Annotated in this window: 19 protein-coding genes; 13 read left to right on the top strand and 6 right to left on the bottom strand. The window is 35.2% G+C overall.

Annotation, left to right across the window (positions count from 1 at the left end; genetic code table 11):
- Positions 1 to 2 precede the first annotated feature (2 nt).
- Complete coding sequence (locus tag NBT05_RS17275) at positions 3 to 329, top strand: SMI1/KNR4 family protein (RefSeq protein ID WP_265771140.1); 327 nt, start codon at positions 3 to 5, stop codon at positions 327 to 329.
- Here NBT05_RS17275 and NBT05_RS17270 read toward each other — a convergent pair whose 3' ends face one another.
- Together NBT05_RS17270 and NBT05_RS17265 are read right to left on the bottom strand one after the other, a co-directional pair.
- Positions 330 to 869 (bottom strand): RNA 2'-phosphotransferase, encoded by a 540-nt coding sequence (locus NBT05_RS17270; protein WP_265771139.1) that lies wholly within the window; start codon positions 867 to 869, stop codon positions 330 to 332.
- A gap of 10 nt (positions 870 to 879) precedes the next feature.
- Positions 880 to 1,230, bottom strand: coding sequence for a helix-turn-helix domain-containing protein (locus tag NBT05_RS17265; protein WP_265771138.1), 351 nt, complete (start codon positions 1,228 to 1,230; stop codon positions 880 to 882).
- Positions 1,231 to 1,394: 164 nt separating this feature from the next.
- On the opposite strand from NBT05_RS17265, the gene NBT05_RS17260 reads away from it, so the two are divergent.
- The 5 genes from NBT05_RS17260 (at position 1,395) to NBT05_RS17240 (ending at position 6,559) form a co-directional block, all read left to right on the top strand.
- Positions 1,395 to 3,953 (top strand): CHC2 zinc finger domain-containing protein, encoded by a 2,559-nt coding sequence (locus NBT05_RS17260; protein ID WP_265771137.1) that lies wholly within the window; start codon positions 1,395 to 1,397, stop codon positions 3,951 to 3,953.
- Positions 3,954 to 4,102: 149 nt separating this feature from the next.
- Positions 4,103 to 4,369 (top strand): hypothetical protein, encoded by a 267-nt coding sequence (locus NBT05_RS17255; protein WP_265771136.1) that lies wholly within the window; start codon positions 4,103 to 4,105, stop codon positions 4,367 to 4,369.
- A gap of 90 nt (positions 4,370 to 4,459) precedes the next feature.
- The gene (locus NBT05_RS17250) at positions 4,460 to 5,056 is read left to right on the top strand and encodes a hypothetical protein (RefSeq protein WP_265771135.1); all 597 of its coding nucleotides are present in this window, start codon (positions 4,460 to 4,462) and stop codon (positions 5,054 to 5,056) included.
- Between the two features lie 697 nt (positions 5,057 to 5,753).
- Complete coding sequence (locus NBT05_RS17245) at positions 5,754 to 5,966, top strand: helix-turn-helix domain-containing protein (protein WP_265771134.1); 213 nt, start codon at positions 5,754 to 5,756, stop codon at positions 5,964 to 5,966.
- Positions 5,967 to 5,968: 2 nt separating this feature from the next.
- On the top strand, positions 5,969 to 6,559 hold the full coding sequence (locus NBT05_RS17240) for a BglII/BstYI family type II restriction endonuclease (protein ID WP_265771133.1): 591 nt from the start codon (positions 5,969 to 5,971) through the stop codon (positions 6,557 to 6,559).
- Position 6,560: 1 nt separating this feature from the next.
- On the opposite strand, the gene NBT05_RS17235 is transcribed toward NBT05_RS17240, so the two are convergent.
- Positions 6,561 to 7,715 carry a DNA adenine methylase gene (locus NBT05_RS17235; protein ID WP_265771132.1) on the bottom strand — a complete coding sequence of 385 codons (1,155 nt, stop codon included), beginning with the start codon at positions 7,713 to 7,715 and terminating at the stop codon, positions 6,561 to 6,563.
- A gap of 646 nt (positions 7,716 to 8,361) precedes the next feature.
- Here NBT05_RS17235 and NBT05_RS17230 point away from each other — a divergent pair.
- From NBT05_RS17230 to NBT05_RS17220, 3 genes are all read left to right on the top strand, one after another.
- Entirely contained in the window at positions 8,362 to 9,270 is a 909-nt protein-coding gene (locus NBT05_RS17230) for a tyrosine-type recombinase/integrase (RefSeq protein WP_265771131.1), read from the top strand.
- A 5-nt stretch (positions 9,271 to 9,275) separates the two neighbouring features.
- Positions 9,276 to 10,154 (top strand): tyrosine-type recombinase/integrase, encoded by an 879-nt coding sequence (locus NBT05_RS17225; RefSeq protein ID WP_265771130.1) that lies wholly within the window; start codon positions 9,276 to 9,278, stop codon positions 10,152 to 10,154.
- 122 nt (positions 10,155 to 10,276) lie between these two features.
- Positions 10,277 to 10,855, top strand: coding sequence for an RHS repeat domain-containing protein (locus tag NBT05_RS17220; RefSeq protein WP_265771142.1), 579 nt, complete (start codon positions 10,277 to 10,279; stop codon positions 10,853 to 10,855).
- Here NBT05_RS17220 and NBT05_RS17215 read toward each other — a convergent pair.
- On the bottom strand, positions 10,828 to 11,595 hold the full coding sequence (locus NBT05_RS17215; RefSeq protein WP_265770084.1) for an IS5 family transposase: 768 nt from the start codon (positions 11,593 to 11,595) through the stop codon (positions 10,828 to 10,830). The two genes, NBT05_RS17220 and NBT05_RS17215, sit on opposite strands and share 28 nt — an antisense overlap.
- A 438-nt stretch (positions 11,596 to 12,033) precedes the next feature.
- On the opposite strand from NBT05_RS17215, the gene NBT05_RS17210 reads away from it, so the two are divergent.
- A complete protein-coding gene (locus tag NBT05_RS17210; protein ID WP_265771141.1) occupies positions 12,034 to 12,387 on the top strand; it encodes a hypothetical protein in 354 nt (117 codons plus the stop codon).
- Positions 12,388 to 12,395: 8 nt separating this feature from the next.
- Positions 12,396 to 12,722 carry an SMI1/KNR4 family protein gene (locus NBT05_RS17205; protein ID WP_265771140.1) on the top strand — a complete coding sequence of 109 codons (327 nt, stop codon included), beginning with the start codon at positions 12,396 to 12,398 and terminating at the stop codon, positions 12,720 to 12,722.
- Here the strand turns inward: NBT05_RS17205 and NBT05_RS17200 are convergent, their stop codons facing one another.
- Positions 12,723 to 13,262, bottom strand: coding sequence for an RNA 2'-phosphotransferase (locus NBT05_RS17200; RefSeq protein WP_265771139.1), 540 nt, complete (start codon positions 13,260 to 13,262; stop codon positions 12,723 to 12,725).
- Between the two features lie 10 nt (positions 13,263 to 13,272).
- Entirely contained in the window at positions 13,273 to 13,623 is a 351-nt protein-coding gene (locus tag NBT05_RS17195) for a helix-turn-helix domain-containing protein (protein ID WP_265771138.1), read from the bottom strand.
- Between the two features lie 164 nt (positions 13,624 to 13,787).
- On the opposite strand from NBT05_RS17195, the gene NBT05_RS17190 reads away from it, so the two are divergent.
- Positions 13,788 to 16,346, top strand: a complete 2,559-nt coding sequence (locus tag NBT05_RS17190; RefSeq protein ID WP_265771137.1) for a CHC2 zinc finger domain-containing protein — start codon at positions 13,788 to 13,790, stop codon at positions 16,344 to 16,346.
- Between the two features lie 149 nt (positions 16,347 to 16,495).
- Positions 16,496 to 16,762: a hypothetical protein gene (locus NBT05_RS17185; RefSeq protein ID WP_265771136.1), complete on the top strand. Its 267-nt coding sequence runs from the start codon at positions 16,496 to 16,498 to the stop codon at positions 16,760 to 16,762.
- The last annotated feature ends 62 nt before the right edge of the window (positions 16,763 to 16,824 follow it).

Below are 16,824 nucleotides of genomic sequence, written 5' to 3'. Positions count from 1 at the left end.
TTATGATTATATCAAAGAAATATAAAAGATTATTAGATTTAAATCTAGAGAATTTTGAACCTTGGCGCATACTATCTAAAAGTCAAAGTGATAAATATGGAAAAGATTTAAGAAAGAGATATTCAAAAAGAAACTTAATTCCTTTCGCTAGACGAATAGATTGTGACGATGTAGCTTGTTGGGATTTGTCTAAAACAGAAAGTATTGAAAAAATATATATAATCCATGACTTTGCATCTGAAGGTTGGGAACAACAAGAAGAGTTTGAAAATTTTGATGATTGGTTTAAAGAAGCATTAAATGATATGTTTTCTTTTGAAGATGAATAATCAATCTTCGAAAAATTTGTTGGGTACAAAATCAGTAAGCCATACATTATTTTTAGAAAGATAAAATTTATAGTTTTCTTGATGCATTTTCAAAGCACTAATTTTTAATACAATAGGTTTACCATAACGCATACCAACTTTTTTAGCTGTATCAATATCAGTACTTAAGTGAACATAATTTCTATTTTGTTTAAGTAACCCTTTTTTGAAAATAGAAGTTATGTTTTTTTCTGCTGTACCATGAAATAAAATTTCTGGGGGTATTATGGGTTCAAGCTTTAAATCAATATTTATAGAATGTCCTTGATTAGCTCTTATTTTTGTAAAATCATCAGAAAATGTAAAACGTTTTTTATCATTATTTTCTACGATGTTTTTCAAATCATCAGGATCAATATTAAACTTTTTTTTGTTTAGTTTTCTTATTAACTCTTCTACGTTAGCCCAACCTTCATTGTCTAAAGTTAGTCCTATTTTTTCAGGTTGATGCCTTAAAATAAGACTGATCAATTTACTTCCTTTAATAATTTTTTTGTTCATTTTTTTAAGATCAAGAAGCATACGCTTTTTTAGCTTGGAAGTCTCTAAGATAAGCGGAGATTACTTTTAGTAGTGTTTTTTTTTCTTCGCTAGGGAGACTAGCAATTTTTTTAAATTCGTTGATAATACTAGCATCCTGTATATCACTTACAATTTTTTCATTAGCCGTACCACAAACAAGATAATCAATAGAAGTCCCAAAAAGATCAGCTAATTTTTTGAGGATATTAGCAGGGGGCTGTACATCTTTAATCTCGTATCTAGCCATTTGGGTATGAGAGATATTGATTTTACGAGCAAGTTCAGACTGTGTTATTCCTAACTCTTTTCTGTGTTTTTGTATACGTTCACCAAGTGTCATAAAATCGTCTTTAACGTTATTTATTAACACAAAAATATCGTATAAGTTCAATAAAATCAATATATATAGTCTTATTGTTGATAACTTAAGTGTAGTGTAATTTGTTTTAATCGTCTTTTATGGTTTATTTTGAACTTATAAGATGATTAAAATAGTTATCAACAATGGACATCGCACAAATCAAAGCAAACGTAGATATTATCAATATTGCTACAGAACTAGGTTTACAGCTAGACAAAAGCAAAAAATGTTTATGCCCGTTCCATAAAGAGAAGACACCTAGTTTACAATTTAGCCGGGAAAAACAGATCGCTACCTGTTTTAGTGCAAACTGTGATGCTGGGAGCATGGATGTAATTGACCTGGTAAAAAAGTTTTACAGTTGGGAATTACCCCAGGCTTTAAAATGGTTAGAGTCGAAAGCTTCAGGAAGTAATTATAGCATAGTTGATTTATCAATGCCAAAATCAATAAAACAAGATTACCCTGAAATCTTCGATAACCTAAAAAACAAACTGGGTAAAAGCAGTAAGGCGCGGGAGTACTTAAAAGGACGGCATATTGATTATAAAAAGGTAGAAGCAGGATTTAATACAGGTAAAGATCATCACGAACTGAAATACTGTATTGTTTTTCCACTAAAGAATAAAAACGGAGAGATTACAAGTTTGTATGGAAGGAGCATTTATAACAATGCAAAATCCAAACACTACTATACCACAAATCGAAAGGGCTTATATCCCAACTACCCAAATCCGGAAACTAAAACGCTTATAATAACTGAAAGTATTATTGATACAGTAACACTACAACAATGCCTACCAGATTTTTTTGACTCAAAGGAAAATCAGGTCTTAACAGCCTACGGTACAAATGGGATTACTTCGGAACATATAACCACCATTAAAGAACTAAAACAATTACAGGAAATTATTTTCTGGATGGATGGTGATAACGCCGGGGAAGCCGCTACTGATAAATACGCCAAAGATTTACATAAACTCTTACCACAAATTACGATGAGCAAGATAGAAATGTTAGAAAACGAGGATATCAATAGTTTACTAGATACCCATGAGCCGGAAATATTACAACACTTATACAAAGGAAGAAAAACAATCCAATCTCTCAAAGTAAAATCTAAATCCCTAAAAGAAACACCCACCTTACAAATCAAGGAAAATCATGCGGTATACGAAGATAGTTATGTAAAAATAGAACTCATGGGCAGGGTAGATTTAAAAGATTTAAGTAAGCTTAAAGTAACCACGGTGATCCATAATGTAAAAGAGCCTTACCGCACCCCAAGTAGGAACAACGCAGATTTATATAATGATGACCAGGTAGAAAAGCTGATCAGAAAAACCGCCGATAAAATCGAACTGGGTACCATTGCCATCCGGGAAGCCATGGACAAAGTAACCCGGGATTTAGAAGTTTACCGTTTACAACAACAAAACCAGACCCAAAAAGTAAAGAAAGAACGTTACGAATTACGAAGTGTTACTTTAAAAGAACAAGACCAGGCAAAGAGGCTACTGCAATCCAAAGACTTAAAACAAACCCTAATCCAGAAATTACAACAAACCGGGATCATAGGAGAAGAAAAGAACGCCCTTTTTTTGTTTACCATTTTGTTAAGCCGAAAAATGCCCAGGACCTTAAATGCCATGGTACAAGGAACCAGTGGAAGTGGTAAAAGCCATCTGATTAAAAAAGTAGCTGATTGTATGTACGACCAGAACAAGATCAAACGCTTTACAAGGGTAACGGATAAGAGCTTTTACAATTACGGAGAATACGACCTGCAGAACTGCGGGATCATTTTAGAGGATTACGACGGGCTAACCGAAGAAGCAGAACTAGCCTGGCGTGAACTACAAAGCAATCATAAACTAAGTAGCAGCGTTAGCCAAAAAAATGAACTCACTGGAGAAATAGCAACAGGAGAGAAATACGTATTTGGTCCAATTGCCAGTTTAGTAGCTACTACTAACTTCCGGATTTATGAAGATAATGAAAGCCGGGTTTTTGTAATTGCCATTGACGAGAGCGAAGCCCAAACCGAAAAAGTACTAGACTATATGGCAAAAAAGGCCAGTAAAGTCATCACAGACGACCAGGAAAAGCAAGTCATACAAGAACTACAAAATGTAGTCTATATGCTAAAGCCCAGCAAGGTAAAGAACCCTTACCGTTTAGAACTCCCTAAAACCACCAAACAACGAAGGCGTTTAACTCAGATGCTACACGATTATATCGAACAAATTACCTTACTACATCAATACCAACGACAACAGGAAAGCGGTTTATTAATCACCGAACTTCAAGACTTAGAAATCGCAATCGAACTGATGTTTAATAGTATCGTATTAAAGACTGATGAACTGGACGGGATTTTGAGGCAGTTCTACGAGGATTTAAAGAAATATGTAGAGAAAAAGGGTAAAAGCTACGAGTTTACCATGCGGGAGATAAGGCAACATTTTAGGATCAGTAAAACCCAGATGTTTAGATATTTTACTGAACTACAAGAACTGGAATACATAACCCGAAGTGGGATAGGGGCAAGGAATATGCATAAGTTCCAGGTTTGCTACTGGGACAATATTGAAAAACTACGCCAGGAGATCAGAGAACATCTTACTAATCAAATAGAACGATATAAATCCGGAACGCAAAGGAACAGTAATGGAACGCTTTTGGAACGGTCAAGAGTCTGATAATGAATTAAAAAAGGCTTAGCGTTCCAGAATTCCAAGACAAGTATAATTAGAGAAAAACATAGATAAGTGCTGATGCTTAAAAACCATCAGCATTTTTTATACCCAAAAGCGAAATAAAATCAAGTAAAACTAAAACAACTACAATTATGAAGATGAGTGAGATCACCACTATTTTACAAACAGATCAAAACACAGAAGAAACGTACCTAAAAATCCCAATCACAGACCTGGTTGAGTTAAATTATATGCAACAAAGTTTGCTTGAAAACCTGAACCTATTAAGCCAATTAGAAAAAGATACGGATGTAAAAGACATTGTTTTCTGGCTCTCAAAAATACTTCTTGCTAGTTATCCGGAAGATGAACTAATCGCACTATCCAAAATTACCAGAACCGCATCGAAGTTGTTATGAAAATAATTTTATAATTTGTTAGCTATTAAATATCATTAAAAACAGAATGATATTTTACATAAATGTCAATCTACTAATATCACCCTACGTATGAAACAAAACTTACTATTAATTATTTTTCTTACTATCTTCTCAATTGGTTCAGCTCAGCTTATACCATATAAATCTATGGAAGTAGTATTAGAAAATGGAGATACGATAAGTTCTATTAAAGGTAAACTTAAGTTAAAGACTTTAAAATACAAACTACTTAACTCAAAAGATAAACCTAAGAAAATTGATTTTTCAGAGATTAGAACTATTAAAAGATGGGATTCAGCATTTACTAATGTAGAGACTTTACACTTTTTTCAAACGAGAGAGAGTGAAAAGTATGTACATGTTAAAAAGATAGTTGAAGGTGAACATTTGAACGTTTACGGTTCAAGTTATTCATTTAGTTCTGCGGGTGCTGGTGGAATGACTTACTATGGTTCTGCAATACAGTATTACGTTAGAAAACCTAATGAAGATAAAGTAACATACATAGGTGCCTACGATGCAGTATTGGGTGAGTTCAAAAGAAGGGTATATGATTATTTTTCAGATTGTAATCAATTACTTGAAGCTTTAAAAGATAAAAGACTAAGATTAAGAAATGGGCTAGAGGAAATAGGGGTTTTTTATAATAATCATTGTGGAAAATAGTTTGTTTAAAAAGAAAGTTATAAAATGATACCCCGCTTTGGCGGGGAGTGTTTAAGTAGCACAGGCTACTGCGCTATCGCTCCGGGTGCCTGTTGGCTGTCAATGGTCTCGGGTCATCCCTTCCTATGGCCATACTTTTTTACACTTCCTACGGTCGCTTAAAAAAAGCTATGTCCCCCACCGCCTAGCTGCCCCTCGTCGTGTTCCCGGTCTGTTTTGTGATCACGGTTTTACTAAAAAAAACACGCGCCACAAAACATCCCTCCACACTTATCTGGCTCCGCCGCTTACTCGCTGCAGACGGGAACAGGTTTTTTGTTTTCAACTGCCCGCCTAACGGACGGGTAAAAAGAAATAAAAGGTAAAAAACCTGTTCTCTCACGCGTGCAACCGTGCTAGGCGCACTTACTTGCCCACGGCTTCCGCTCGTTCTTCGCGTCGGCTCCGCCTTATTGGGGCGTTGCACGCAGCTTTTTCTTACTCATACGCGACGTTCAATCGCCACTAGGGCTAGATTTAGCTTAAAGCTGAAGTATCAGCCACACCAAGCCTTTGCGCACTTCAACTTTAAGCTAAATAAAAAAATCTATCCGTTAATAAAAAGTAACATAGCGATAATAAAAGCTTCAAAATGCTAACTTTAGTATGTAGTAAGAGAAATTAACTAAAGTTAGATTTGTACATACTAAAGTTAGCAATGGAGCCAGGTTCACACATACTAAAACAGTTTGGAAATAAAATTAGAGAACTTAGAAAACAAAAGAAAATCTCCCAAGAAGAATTAGCAGATAAAGCAAAATTACATAGGACTTATATAGGTATGATTGAAAGGGCAGAGAAAAATATTACTCTTATCAATATTGACAAAATAGCCAAAGCACTTGAAATTGAAATCAAAAACCTTTTTTAAAAATGGCATTAGACAATCTACCAATTGATATAACAAAAAAATATGAGGTGCATGAGTTTAAGCATGCAATAGCAATATTACAACAAGATTTTGAAGAAGAATATGTTGACGTTATTGATGTCTTACGATCATTTACTTTAAAAAAAACCGCTATTTTAACCCCTGGGGGTAGAAAAAGTCCAATTGCAGATGCATTTGATTCTTTTTTATATACAAGAGGGTGGGAAGAACATGATTTTAAAACAAAAATAACTGTTGATGAAGAAGATAAACATACACCAACTCATAAAATAGACTGTTATAAAAATCGCGTAGCTCTAGATGTAGAATGGAACAATAAAGATCCTTTTTATGATCGTGATCTTAATAATTTTAGACTGTTATATGATAGAGATGCTATAAGTCTTGCTATTATAATTACTAGATGTACTGATTTACAAAAGATTTTTAAAAGTCTGGATAAGGGAAAATCCTATGGATCTTCTACAACGCATATGGCAAAATTGTTACCTCGTATAATAGGTGGTGGTGCTGGGGGTTGTCCTATACTTGTTTTTGGAATCTCTCAAAACTTGTATGATCCTAATTTATAAATTAAACTGGGGCTTTACAAACCAATAGAGCTTCCTTAACGTCTCTATTTTTGTCTTTTTGTCTTCCCATTGTACTATGCTTGTAATCAATTTGTTTTATCGATATAATATAACCTCTAAAGTGTGTTCCAGCTAAATTTATTAAATCATCAAGTGTTATCATTCCTGTATCACTATAACTTAAAACTAGAGTGCTTCGTTTATCAAATACACTTTGAAACATAGAAGAAAATGCATTTTTTACTTTAGTTTTAATACAAAAAGGTGATTGATGTCTATCTGTTCTATATCTACCTTTAAATTTTACTTCAGGATAATCATACTTTACAAGAGTCTCTAAAGCATGGTAAAACCTGCTATAATGTACAAATTGATAGGGAGGATCAGCATAAACAATAGAGTTTTCTTCAATATCCTTTAATAGTTCTCCATAATCAAGATTTGTAAATTTATGATCAAAATCAGAATTGTTTGATCCATTGTAAATCTCTTTCAAAGAACTAAATTTTTGTTTAAATAGTGGTAGAATATTCTTTTTTCTATAAAAAAGAATATCACTAAGATTATCTTTTGTAATGTCACGATATTGTGCATAATGACCAGTACTTTGGGTAGTATATGCCATAGCAAACATCAAAGATGACATAATAATATTAAAAAGAAAAGAATCTTTGTAATCACTAGACCTTGCAACTGAAGATATAGCATCTATCCACACACATTGATCATATGACCAATAAGTTCCACTGAAATTTTTAACGAAGAGATGATCAAGACCATTAAAAGAAAGGGTTAATAACTTTTGTTGTTGCTTCTCAAGATCTAACATCTCTTTGTATGATATAGAATCATCATAGTTGAAGTTAAAATCATAATACTTTTTTTTAAAGGTCAAAACTTTATTAGTTGCCTCCTTCACTATTTTATCTAAAATATTGTCATCATATTTACTCCAATTATAATTGTTAAGATAAGTTCCTGCTAGAATTGCTGTATAAGACTGAATATCATTACAAGTAACAGCAATTTTATTCCTAAAAGATCCGGAAACAACAGCAGATCCCCCAAAAAGATCATAAATACGCTTGTTGTTCTCTTCTGTAGCATCATCAATAGTATTTACCACGAAGTTCAAAATACTACGCTTTGATCCCATATATTTAATTATGTGTGGTATATCGCTCATCAAGTACTTATAAGAATGATAATTATAGTATGCAAAAATATAGTTAATATTTAATCTTTACAAAGATGATAGTAATTAATTAACTGTCTATAAAAAACCACTTTAAAAGTGAAATAGCCTAAAGGCTGTTTTACTTTTGAAGTGCTAGGCTAAGCGCCGAATGAGCGTCACGGCTGAGTAAGAGCGCCTGATTGTGGTTCAGGAGGTCATAAAATGATAAAATATGACATAAAATCTTCCCGAAGCCCACCAGGTCGGTTCTACGACTGTTTTTACTACTTATAATATTAATATATCTTCCGGAAAAATCGTCTGTTAGAAGTCAAATTTATAGTTCCGGGTTCGAGCGTTAGCGTGGGTGGGGCGCGTTGGCTGGCGGGCAGTGGCAGGGAGTATTTTACATAAACCTGGTTATAACTTACAGGGGGCGGCGCGTTGGCCCCGATAGCTATCGGGGTTAGGGAATGTATTATAACCCCGGATTATGTAACATACCGAGGCATTAGGAGCCACGGCAATACAGAGAAAGCCCGCAAGAATGAGGGCGCTGGATTGCCGTGGCGCGGGCTTTAGAAGTACTACTTAATAATTTACCACCTAAAATTTACTAGAAACGATGCACCAGAATTTTAAAGGAACCCTGGCGAGCTACCGTAGTTATTTAACTACCCTTTGCCATGCCGGATCAAGCGTATACGATTACACCCGTTTTGTACATTATTTTTTTACTTACCTGCAGAAAGAAACTGGGTTAAACGAAATAACCCAACTCAAAGAAAAGCACGTTTGGGGATATTACAAACACTTAAAATCAGCTACCGGGGTACGTACAAAAAGGGCTTTTAGCAATGCACACCTGAACCGGAACTTCCTGGCAATCGATAAGCTACTGGAATGTTTGCACGCCCTGGGGATGGAAGATGCCCCCGTCCCGCTTAACTACAGTGTAGAGAATATCCCACTTAAAGAAATAAGCGTTTTATCACAACAAGAAATAAAACACTTATACGGGGCGATCAGCGACACTTTTAGTTACCGGTTTTACGGCATCCGCAGGGAAGCCCGGCAAAAGACCCTGGAACTGGTACTCAACCTTTGTTATGGTTGCGGGCTTCGAAGATCAGAAGCCCTACACCTAAAGGAAAAAGACATCGATTTAGACCGGGGGGTACTCCACGTAAGACAAGGCAAGAACTATAAAGATAGATTTGTACCGATTAGTAAGAATTTAGTCCGGAGTTTTACCGAATACATCTATGATTACCGCCGGCATTTGCCGGGACGAAGAACGAGCTACCTATATCCCTTTGGTGCTACGGCCATTGGGCAAGTGCTGCCACTACTTCAGAAAACCCTGGATGATAGTCCCCTGAAAAATAAAAATATTAGCCTGCATACTTTGCGCCACTCAATTGCTACGCATTTATTGGATAACGGGATGCCTATTGAACAGATCAGCCAGTTTTTAGGCCATAGCGGGCTTACTTCTACGCAGATTTACACCCATATTATTAACAGAGACTAGATAAAATGAACTTTACAGACTATTTACAATCCAAAGGAATGACCCCCGGGGTTATTGCCCGCCATGAGAGAGAAGTTACAAAGTATGAAACTTTTTTAGAGCGGTACCATACCCTAAAAGAAACCGCTAATAAAAAAGAGTTATTGGCCTATCTAAAATACTTACAAAAACAGCGGGGACTAAGTAATGTGACCACAAATCAGATACTGGGCATGCTCAAAAATTACTACGCCTACGCCTCGGAGTTTAAAGAACTAAAAAACATTGCTTCTCTTATTAAAATCAGGGGCATAAGAAAAAAGCAGTTGCGCCCCGTTTTTACTGACGTACAACTGGGGGAACTCTGCGAGTTGTATTACAACTATCTGCAAAGTTATAAGCCCAATAACAGAGAACTTTACTTTTTTCCGGACTACGATAAGATGCTCAAAGCCCGCTTTCTAGCCCTTAGCTTTTTTACCTGTCAGGGCTTGCACTTTGGGGAAGTCTTACGCCTTCGAAGGACTGACTTTGACCTTCGAAAGGGAAGGGTAGAATTACAAGCTAGTAAAAGTGCAGCTTCCCGTATCCTTCCCCTGGATACGGTACAGATTGTAAGTTTATTAGAACTTTTTGCTACCGGTCAGGATCGTATTATAGACTACCCTAGCCACCTACATAAGATCAACAATCAACTTACAGAACTGACCAAAGGTAGTGAGCTTGCTTTTTTAGATTTTAGGCACCTTCGGGCCAGTAGGATTGTAGCCTGGATAAAAACCAAAGGCTTACGAAGGGCGCAGTACCTGGCGGGTCACCGTCATATCAACGCTACTGAAAAGTATAAAGCCCACACCTATGAGGAGTTGCGTAAAGGACTATTGGACTATCATCCCCTTAACTAAAATCAAAATGAAAAACCAAATCCAAATCCAAATCAAAACTGAAAACTGAAAACAAAAACCAGTTTTTATTTTTCAGTGGAAAAAGGGTATCTTGGGATGGATTGATAAACTTAAAAAAAGGGTTGTTACAACAAGTTGGCATAGAGCAAAATAGGTTGTATAGGTGTTACGCTCTTACCAACCACCTGGGCAATGTCCTTTCTGTTGTAACTGACAGGAAGATAGTAGGTAACGATGGGAATTACCTTCCCGATGTAGTAGCTTATAATGACTACTATCCCGGCGGGATGCTCTTACCTGGTAGGCACGGAAACTCTTCAGATTATAGATACGGCTTCCAAGGTCAAGAGATGGACGATGAAATTAAAGGGGAAGGGAATAGTGTAAACTTCTCTTTAAGGATGTACGATCCTAGGATTAATAGGTTTATGTCTTCTGATCCATTATTTAAATCATATCCATGGAACTCAACTTATGCTATAAGTGAAAATAGATTAATAGAAGGTATTGATTTAGAAGGAGGGGAATTTGAATGGTTTATGATTGGAGCACGGGCAGGTCTTTATGGAGATAATATACAACAAATTCAAAGAGGAGTAGATAAGTCAGTAGTTAAAACAGTAGAGGGTGTCCAAGGAGTTATTAGAGCATGTTTAAATAAGATTCTTATAAATTACCTTATTCTATTGAGAATGATTTGACAATTCTGCCATAATACCCAAGATTCTTGACTTTCCTTCGTTTTTTCATAGTCTTTATCGAGTCTTCTGAAGAAGTTGAAGATACCGAAAGTCCTTTCAGTTACCCATCTCCACTTCAAGGGAACAAAACCTTTTGTGGATGGGGGAGTTGATGATATCTTTACCTCAAGTCCAATTACATTTTCTTCAGCCCACCTCTTAAATATTGTTTTGTAGGCATGATCAGCTACTATTTTTTCCATCCTATCCAGGTACCCTAATAAAGGTTCCACAACTTTGTTGGCTACTACCCCATCAGCTTCATTGGCAGCCCCTACAACAACCCCCCAAACTAAACCTAACGTATCAGTAATTACGTGACGTTTACGGCCATTTACCTTTTTATTACCGTCAACCCCTTTTGACATACTTGTAAAAGGACCGGACTTTATGGATTGACTATCAATGGATAACAAGCTAGGTGTTGGTTCTTTCCCTTGTCGGTTCCGCTCCATTTTGTTAAGCTCAATATTTAATCTCTCTTGTGTCCCATCTTTTTGCCATTTGCGAAAGTAATAGTATACACTTTGCCATTTTGGAAAACTATCCGGGAGGTTACGCCACTGAGTACCTGTACGGAGTTGCCATAAAATAGCGTCTACAATATCCCGTAGTTTATAATGCCCCCGGGTTTTCTTAGGTAAAAATAATTCCATATATTCCCATTGCTGGGTAGTTAATCTGTTATATTTAGATTGCATAAACATTGTTGTTTTAGTCAACTACAAAGTTTAGACTATCCAGCTTTTTAACAAAAAAATTATCCGAAAATTTAGTTTAAACATGCTCTTAAGGATCCAATAGGCACTGCAAAGGGTGTCGGAAATTTTACTTTAGGAACTTTTTTATTAGGAGGATTACCTGATGGAGATAGGGAACAAGTTTTACAATATATTGACGATAAATTTGGTACATCTACTAAAGCTACAAACGATGCTTTTGGTGCTGGTATAACAGAAGCTGCGAATAAAGTTTTAAATGGCAGTTTAGAAGATAGAACAGAAATAGCAACAGATGTTTTTACAGGTATTATCACAGCTAAAGGATTTGATAAACTAGCAAAAGTTGGTAAAATCTCGTTAATAGCACGTTCTTCTAAGTTTGTGGATTCTAAACTAATAAGATTTACTCAAAAAACAATGAATGGTCCTAAGTTCGATAGAATTGTTCAAAGCATGAAAACGAAAGGTTGGAATGGAGATGCTATAGATATTGTAAGAATGAAAGATAATATGTACACTAGTTTAGATAATAAAAGGTTAGCAGCAGCTCAAGATGCTAATATAGATGCTAAAGTTAATGTATATGATTATGATGATGTTCTGCCAAAAGAGAGAGCGGATGCTTTCGAAGCTCAATATGGACAAAGACCAAGTACTTATGGAGAAGCCGCTAAAATGAGAATTAATAATCAGGGAGCTAAATTCAGGACGGAAAATCCTAATGGTACAACTACTAAACCAAGAGCAAATTATCCAAAACCAAAAGGGTAAATTAATTTATGATTATATCAAAGAAATATAAAAGATTATTAGATTTAAATCTAGAGAATTTTGAACCTTGGCGCATACTATCTAAAAGTCAAAGTGATAAATATGGAAAAGATTTAAGAAAGAGATATTCAAAAAGAAACTTAATTCCTTTCGCTAGACGAATAGATTGTGACGATGTAGCTTGTTGGGATTTGTCTAAAACAGAAAGTATTGAAAAAATATATATAATCCATGACTTTGCATCTGAAGGTTGGGAACAACAAGAAGAGTTTGAAAATTTTGATGATTGGTTTAAAGAAGCATTAAATGATATGTTTTCTTTTGAAGATGAATAATCAATCTTCGAAAAATTTGTTGGGTACAAAATCAGTAAGCCATACATTATTTTTAGAAAGATAAAATTTATAGTTTTCTTGATGCATTTTCAAAGCACTAATTTTTAATACAATAGGTTTACCATAACGCATACCAACTTTTTTAGCTGTATCAATATCAGTACTTAAGTGAACATAATTTCTATTTTGTTTAAGTAACCCTTTTTTGAAAATAGAAGTTATGTTTTTTTCTGCTGTACCATGAAATAAAATTTCTGGGGGTATTATGGGTTCAAGCTTTAAATCAATATTTATAGAATGTCCTTGATTAGCTCTTATTTTTGTAAAATCATCAGAAAATGTAAAACGTTTTTTATCATTATTTTCTACGATGTTTTTCAAATCATCAGGATCAATATTAAACTTTTTTTTGTTTAGTTTTCTTATTAACTCTTCTACGTTAGCCCAACCTTCATTGTCTAAAGTTAGTCCTATTTTTTCAGGTTGATGCCTTAAAATAAGACTGATCAATTTACTTCCTTTAATAATTTTTTTGTTCATTTTTTTAAGATCAAGAAGCATACGCTTTTTTAGCTTGGAAGTCTCTAAGATAAGCGGAGATTACTTTTAGTAGTGTTTTTTTTTCTTCGCTAGGGAGACTAGCAATTTTTTTAAATTCGTTGATAATACTAGCATCCTGTATATCACTTACAATTTTTTCATTAGCCGTACCACAAACAAGATAATCAATAGAAGTCCCAAAAAGATCAGCTAATTTTTTGAGGATATTAGCAGGGGGCTGTACATCTTTAATCTCGTATCTAGCCATTTGGGTATGAGAGATATTGATTTTACGAGCAAGTTCAGACTGTGTTATTCCTAACTCTTTTCTGTGTTTTTGTATACGTTCACCAAGTGTCATAAAATCGTCTTTAACGTTATTTATTAACACAAAAATATCGTATAAGTTCAATAAAATCAATATATATAGTCTTATTGTTGATAACTTAAGTGTAGTGTAATTTGTTTTAATCGTCTTTTATGGTTTATTTTGAACTTATAAGATGATTAAAATAGTTATCAACAATGGACATCGCACAAATCAAAGCAAACGTAGATATTATCAATATTGCTACAGAACTAGGTTTACAGCTAGACAAAAGCAAAAAATGTTTATGCCCGTTCCATAAAGAGAAGACACCTAGTTTACAATTTAGCCGGGAAAAACAGATCGCTACCTGTTTTAGTGCAAACTGTGATGCTGGGAGCATGGATGTAATTGACCTGGTAAAAAAGTTTTACAGTTGGGAATTACCCCAGGCTTTAAAATGGTTAGAGTCGAAAGCTTCAGGAAGTAATTATAGCATAGTTGATTTATCAATGCCAAAATCAATAAAACAAGATTACCCTGAAATCTTCGATAACCTAAAAAACAAACTGGGTAAAAGCAGTAAGGCGCGGGAGTACTTAAAAGGACGGCATATTGATTATAAAAAGGTAGAAGCAGGATTTAATACAGGTAAAGATCATCACGAACTGAAATACTGTATTGTTTTTCCACTAAAGAATAAAAACGGAGAGATTACAAGTTTGTATGGAAGGAGCATTTATAACAATGCAAAATCCAAACACTACTATACCACAAATCGAAAGGGCTTATATCCCAACTACCCAAATCCGGAAACTAAAACGCTTATAATAACTGAAAGTATTATTGATACAGTAACACTACAACAATGCCTACCAGATTTTTTTGACTCAAAGGAAAATCAGGTCTTAACAGCCTACGGTACAAATGGGATTACTTCGGAACATATAACCACCATTAAAGAACTAAAACAATTACAGGAAATTATTTTCTGGATGGATGGTGATAACGCCGGGGAAGCCGCTACTGATAAATACGCCAAAGATTTACATAAACTCTTACCACAAATTACGATGAGCAAGATAGAAATGTTAGAAAACGAGGATATCAATAGTTTACTAGATACCCATGAGCCGGAAATATTACAACACTTATACAAAGGAAGAAAAACAATCCAATCTCTCAAAGTAAAATCTAAATCCCTAAAAGAAACACCCACCTTACAAATCAAGGAAAATCATGCGGTATACGAAGATAGTTATGTAAAAATAGAACTCATGGGCAGGGTAGATTTAAAAGATTTAAGTAAGCTTAAAGTAACCACGGTGATCCATAATGTAAAAGAGCCTTACCGCACCCCAAGTAGGAACAACGCAGATTTATATAATGATGACCAGGTAGAAAAGCTGATCAGAAAAACCGCCGATAAAATCGAACTGGGTACCATTGCCATCCGGGAAGCCATGGACAAAGTAACCCGGGATTTAGAAGTTTACCGTTTACAACAACAAAACCAGACCCAAAAAGTAAAGAAAGAACGTTACGAATTACGAAGTGTTACTTTAAAAGAACAAGACCAGGCAAAGAGGCTACTGCAATCCAAAGACTTAAAACAAACCCTAATCCAGAAATTACAACAAACCGGGATCATAGGAGAAGAAAAGAACGCCCTTTTTTTGTTTACCATTTTGTTAAGCCGAAAAATGCCCAGGACCTTAAATGCCATGGTACAAGGAACCAGTGGAAGTGGTAAAAGCCATCTGATTAAAAAAGTAGCTGATTGTATGTACGACCAGAACAAGATCAAACGCTTTACAAGGGTAACGGATAAGAGCTTTTACAATTACGGAGAATACGACCTGCAGAACTGCGGGATCATTTTAGAGGATTACGACGGGCTAACCGAAGAAGCAGAACTAGCCTGGCGTGAACTACAAAGCAATCATAAACTAAGTAGCAGCGTTAGCCAAAAAAATGAACTCACTGGAGAAATAGCAACAGGAGAGAAATACGTATTTGGTCCAATTGCCAGTTTAGTAGCTACTACTAACTTCCGGATTTATGAAGATAATGAAAGCCGGGTTTTTGTAATTGCCATTGACGAGAGCGAAGCCCAAACCGAAAAAGTACTAGACTATATGGCAAAAAAGGCCAGTAAAGTCATCACAGACGACCAGGAAAAGCAAGTCATACAAGAACTACAAAATGTAGTCTATATGCTAAAGCCCAGCAAGGTAAAGAACCCTTACCGTTTAGAACTCCCTAAAACCACCAAACAACGAAGGCGTTTAACTCAGATGCTACACGATTATATCGAACAAATTACCTTACTACATCAATACCAACGACAACAGGAAAGCGGTTTATTAATCACCGAACTTCAAGACTTAGAAATCGCAATCGAACTGATGTTTAATAGTATCGTATTAAAGACTGATGAACTGGACGGGATTTTGAGGCAGTTCTACGAGGATTTAAAGAAATATGTAGAGAAAAAGGGTAAAAGCTACGAGTTTACCATGCGGGAGATAAGGCAACATTTTAGGATCAGTAAAACCCAGATGTTTAGATATTTTACTGAACTACAAGAACTGGAATACATAACCCGAAGTGGGATAGGGGCAAGGAATATGCATAAGTTCCAGGTTTGCTACTGGGACAATATTGAAAAACTACGCCAGGAGATCAGAGAACATCTTACTAATCAAATAGAACGATATAAATCCGGAACGCAAAGGAACAGTAATGGAACGCTTTTGGAACGGTCAAGAGTCTGATAATGAATTAAAAAAGGCTTAGCGTTCCAGAATTCCAAGACAAGTATAATTAGAGAAAAACATAGATAAGTGCTGATGCTTAAAAACCATCAGCATTTTTTATACCCAAAAGCGAAATAAAATCAAGTAAAACTAAAACAACTACAATTATGAAGATGAGTGAGATCACCACTATTTTACAAACAGATCAAAACACAGAAGAAACGTACCTAAAAATCCCAATCACAGACCTGGTTGAGTTAAATTATATGCAACAAAGTTTGCTTGAAAACCTGAACCTATTAAGCCAATTAGAAAAAGATACGGATGTAAAAGACATTGTTTTCTGGCTCTCAAAAATACTTCTTGCTAGTTATCCGGAAGATGAACTAATCGCACTATCCAAAATTACCAGAACCGCATCGAAGTTGTTATGAAAATAATTTTATAATTTGTTAGCTATTAAATATCATTAAAAACAGAATGATATTTTACATAA

The organism is Aquimarina sp. ERC-38, from assembly GCF_026222555.1.
Lineage (GTDB): Bacteria > Bacteroidota > Bacteroidia > Flavobacteriales > Flavobacteriaceae > Aquimarina.
Note: the sequence above shows the minus strand (reverse complement) of the source record. Positions and strands in the feature narration are given on the sequence as shown.

Bases quoted from the DNA above. Each gene is read 5' to 3' on its own strand.
- NBT05_RS17275 (WP_265771140.1), top strand. From the start codon at position 3: ATGATTATATCAAAGAAATATAAAAGATTATTAGATTTAAATCTAGAG.
- NBT05_RS17270 (WP_265771139.1), bottom strand. From the start codon at position 869: ATGAACAAAAAAATTATTAAAGGAAGTAAATTGATCAGTCTTATTTTA.
- NBT05_RS17265 (WP_265771138.1), bottom strand. From the start codon at position 1,230: ATGACACTTGGTGAACGTATACAAAAACACAGAAAAGAGTTAGGAATA.
- NBT05_RS17260 (WP_265771137.1), top strand. From the start codon at position 1,395: ATGGACATCGCACAAATCAAAGCAAACGTAGATATTATCAATATTGCT.
- NBT05_RS17255 (WP_265771136.1), top strand. From the start codon at position 4,103: ATGAAGATGAGTGAGATCACCACTATTTTACAAACAGATCAAAACACA.
- NBT05_RS17250 (WP_265771135.1), top strand. From the start codon at position 4,460: ATGAAACAAAACTTACTATTAATTATTTTTCTTACTATCTTCTCAATT.
- NBT05_RS17245 (WP_265771134.1), top strand. From the start codon at position 5,754: ATGGAGCCAGGTTCACACATACTAAAACAGTTTGGAAATAAAATTAGA.
- NBT05_RS17240 (WP_265771133.1), top strand. From the start codon at position 5,969: ATGGCATTAGACAATCTACCAATTGATATAACAAAAAAATATGAGGTG.
- NBT05_RS17235 (WP_265771132.1), bottom strand. From the start codon at position 7,715: ATGGGATCAAAGCGTAGTATTTTGAACTTCGTGGTAAATACTATTGAT.
- NBT05_RS17230 (WP_265771131.1), top strand. From the start codon at position 8,362: ATGCACCAGAATTTTAAAGGAACCCTGGCGAGCTACCGTAGTTATTTA.
- NBT05_RS17225 (WP_265771130.1), top strand. From the start codon at position 9,276: ATGAACTTTACAGACTATTTACAATCCAAAGGAATGACCCCCGGGGTT.
- NBT05_RS17215 (WP_265770084.1), bottom strand. From the start codon at position 11,595: ATGCAATCTAAATATAACAGATTAACTACCCAGCAATGGGAATATATG.
- NBT05_RS17210 (WP_265771141.1), top strand. From the start codon at position 12,034: ATGAATGGTCCTAAGTTCGATAGAATTGTTCAAAGCATGAAAACGAAA.
- NBT05_RS17205 (WP_265771140.1), top strand. From the start codon at position 12,396: ATGATTATATCAAAGAAATATAAAAGATTATTAGATTTAAATCTAGAG.
- NBT05_RS17200 (WP_265771139.1), bottom strand. From the start codon at position 13,262: ATGAACAAAAAAATTATTAAAGGAAGTAAATTGATCAGTCTTATTTTA.
- NBT05_RS17195 (WP_265771138.1), bottom strand. From the start codon at position 13,623: ATGACACTTGGTGAACGTATACAAAAACACAGAAAAGAGTTAGGAATA.
- NBT05_RS17190 (WP_265771137.1), top strand. From the start codon at position 13,788: ATGGACATCGCACAAATCAAAGCAAACGTAGATATTATCAATATTGCT.
- NBT05_RS17185 (WP_265771136.1), top strand. From the start codon at position 16,496: ATGAAGATGAGTGAGATCACCACTATTTTACAAACAGATCAAAACACA.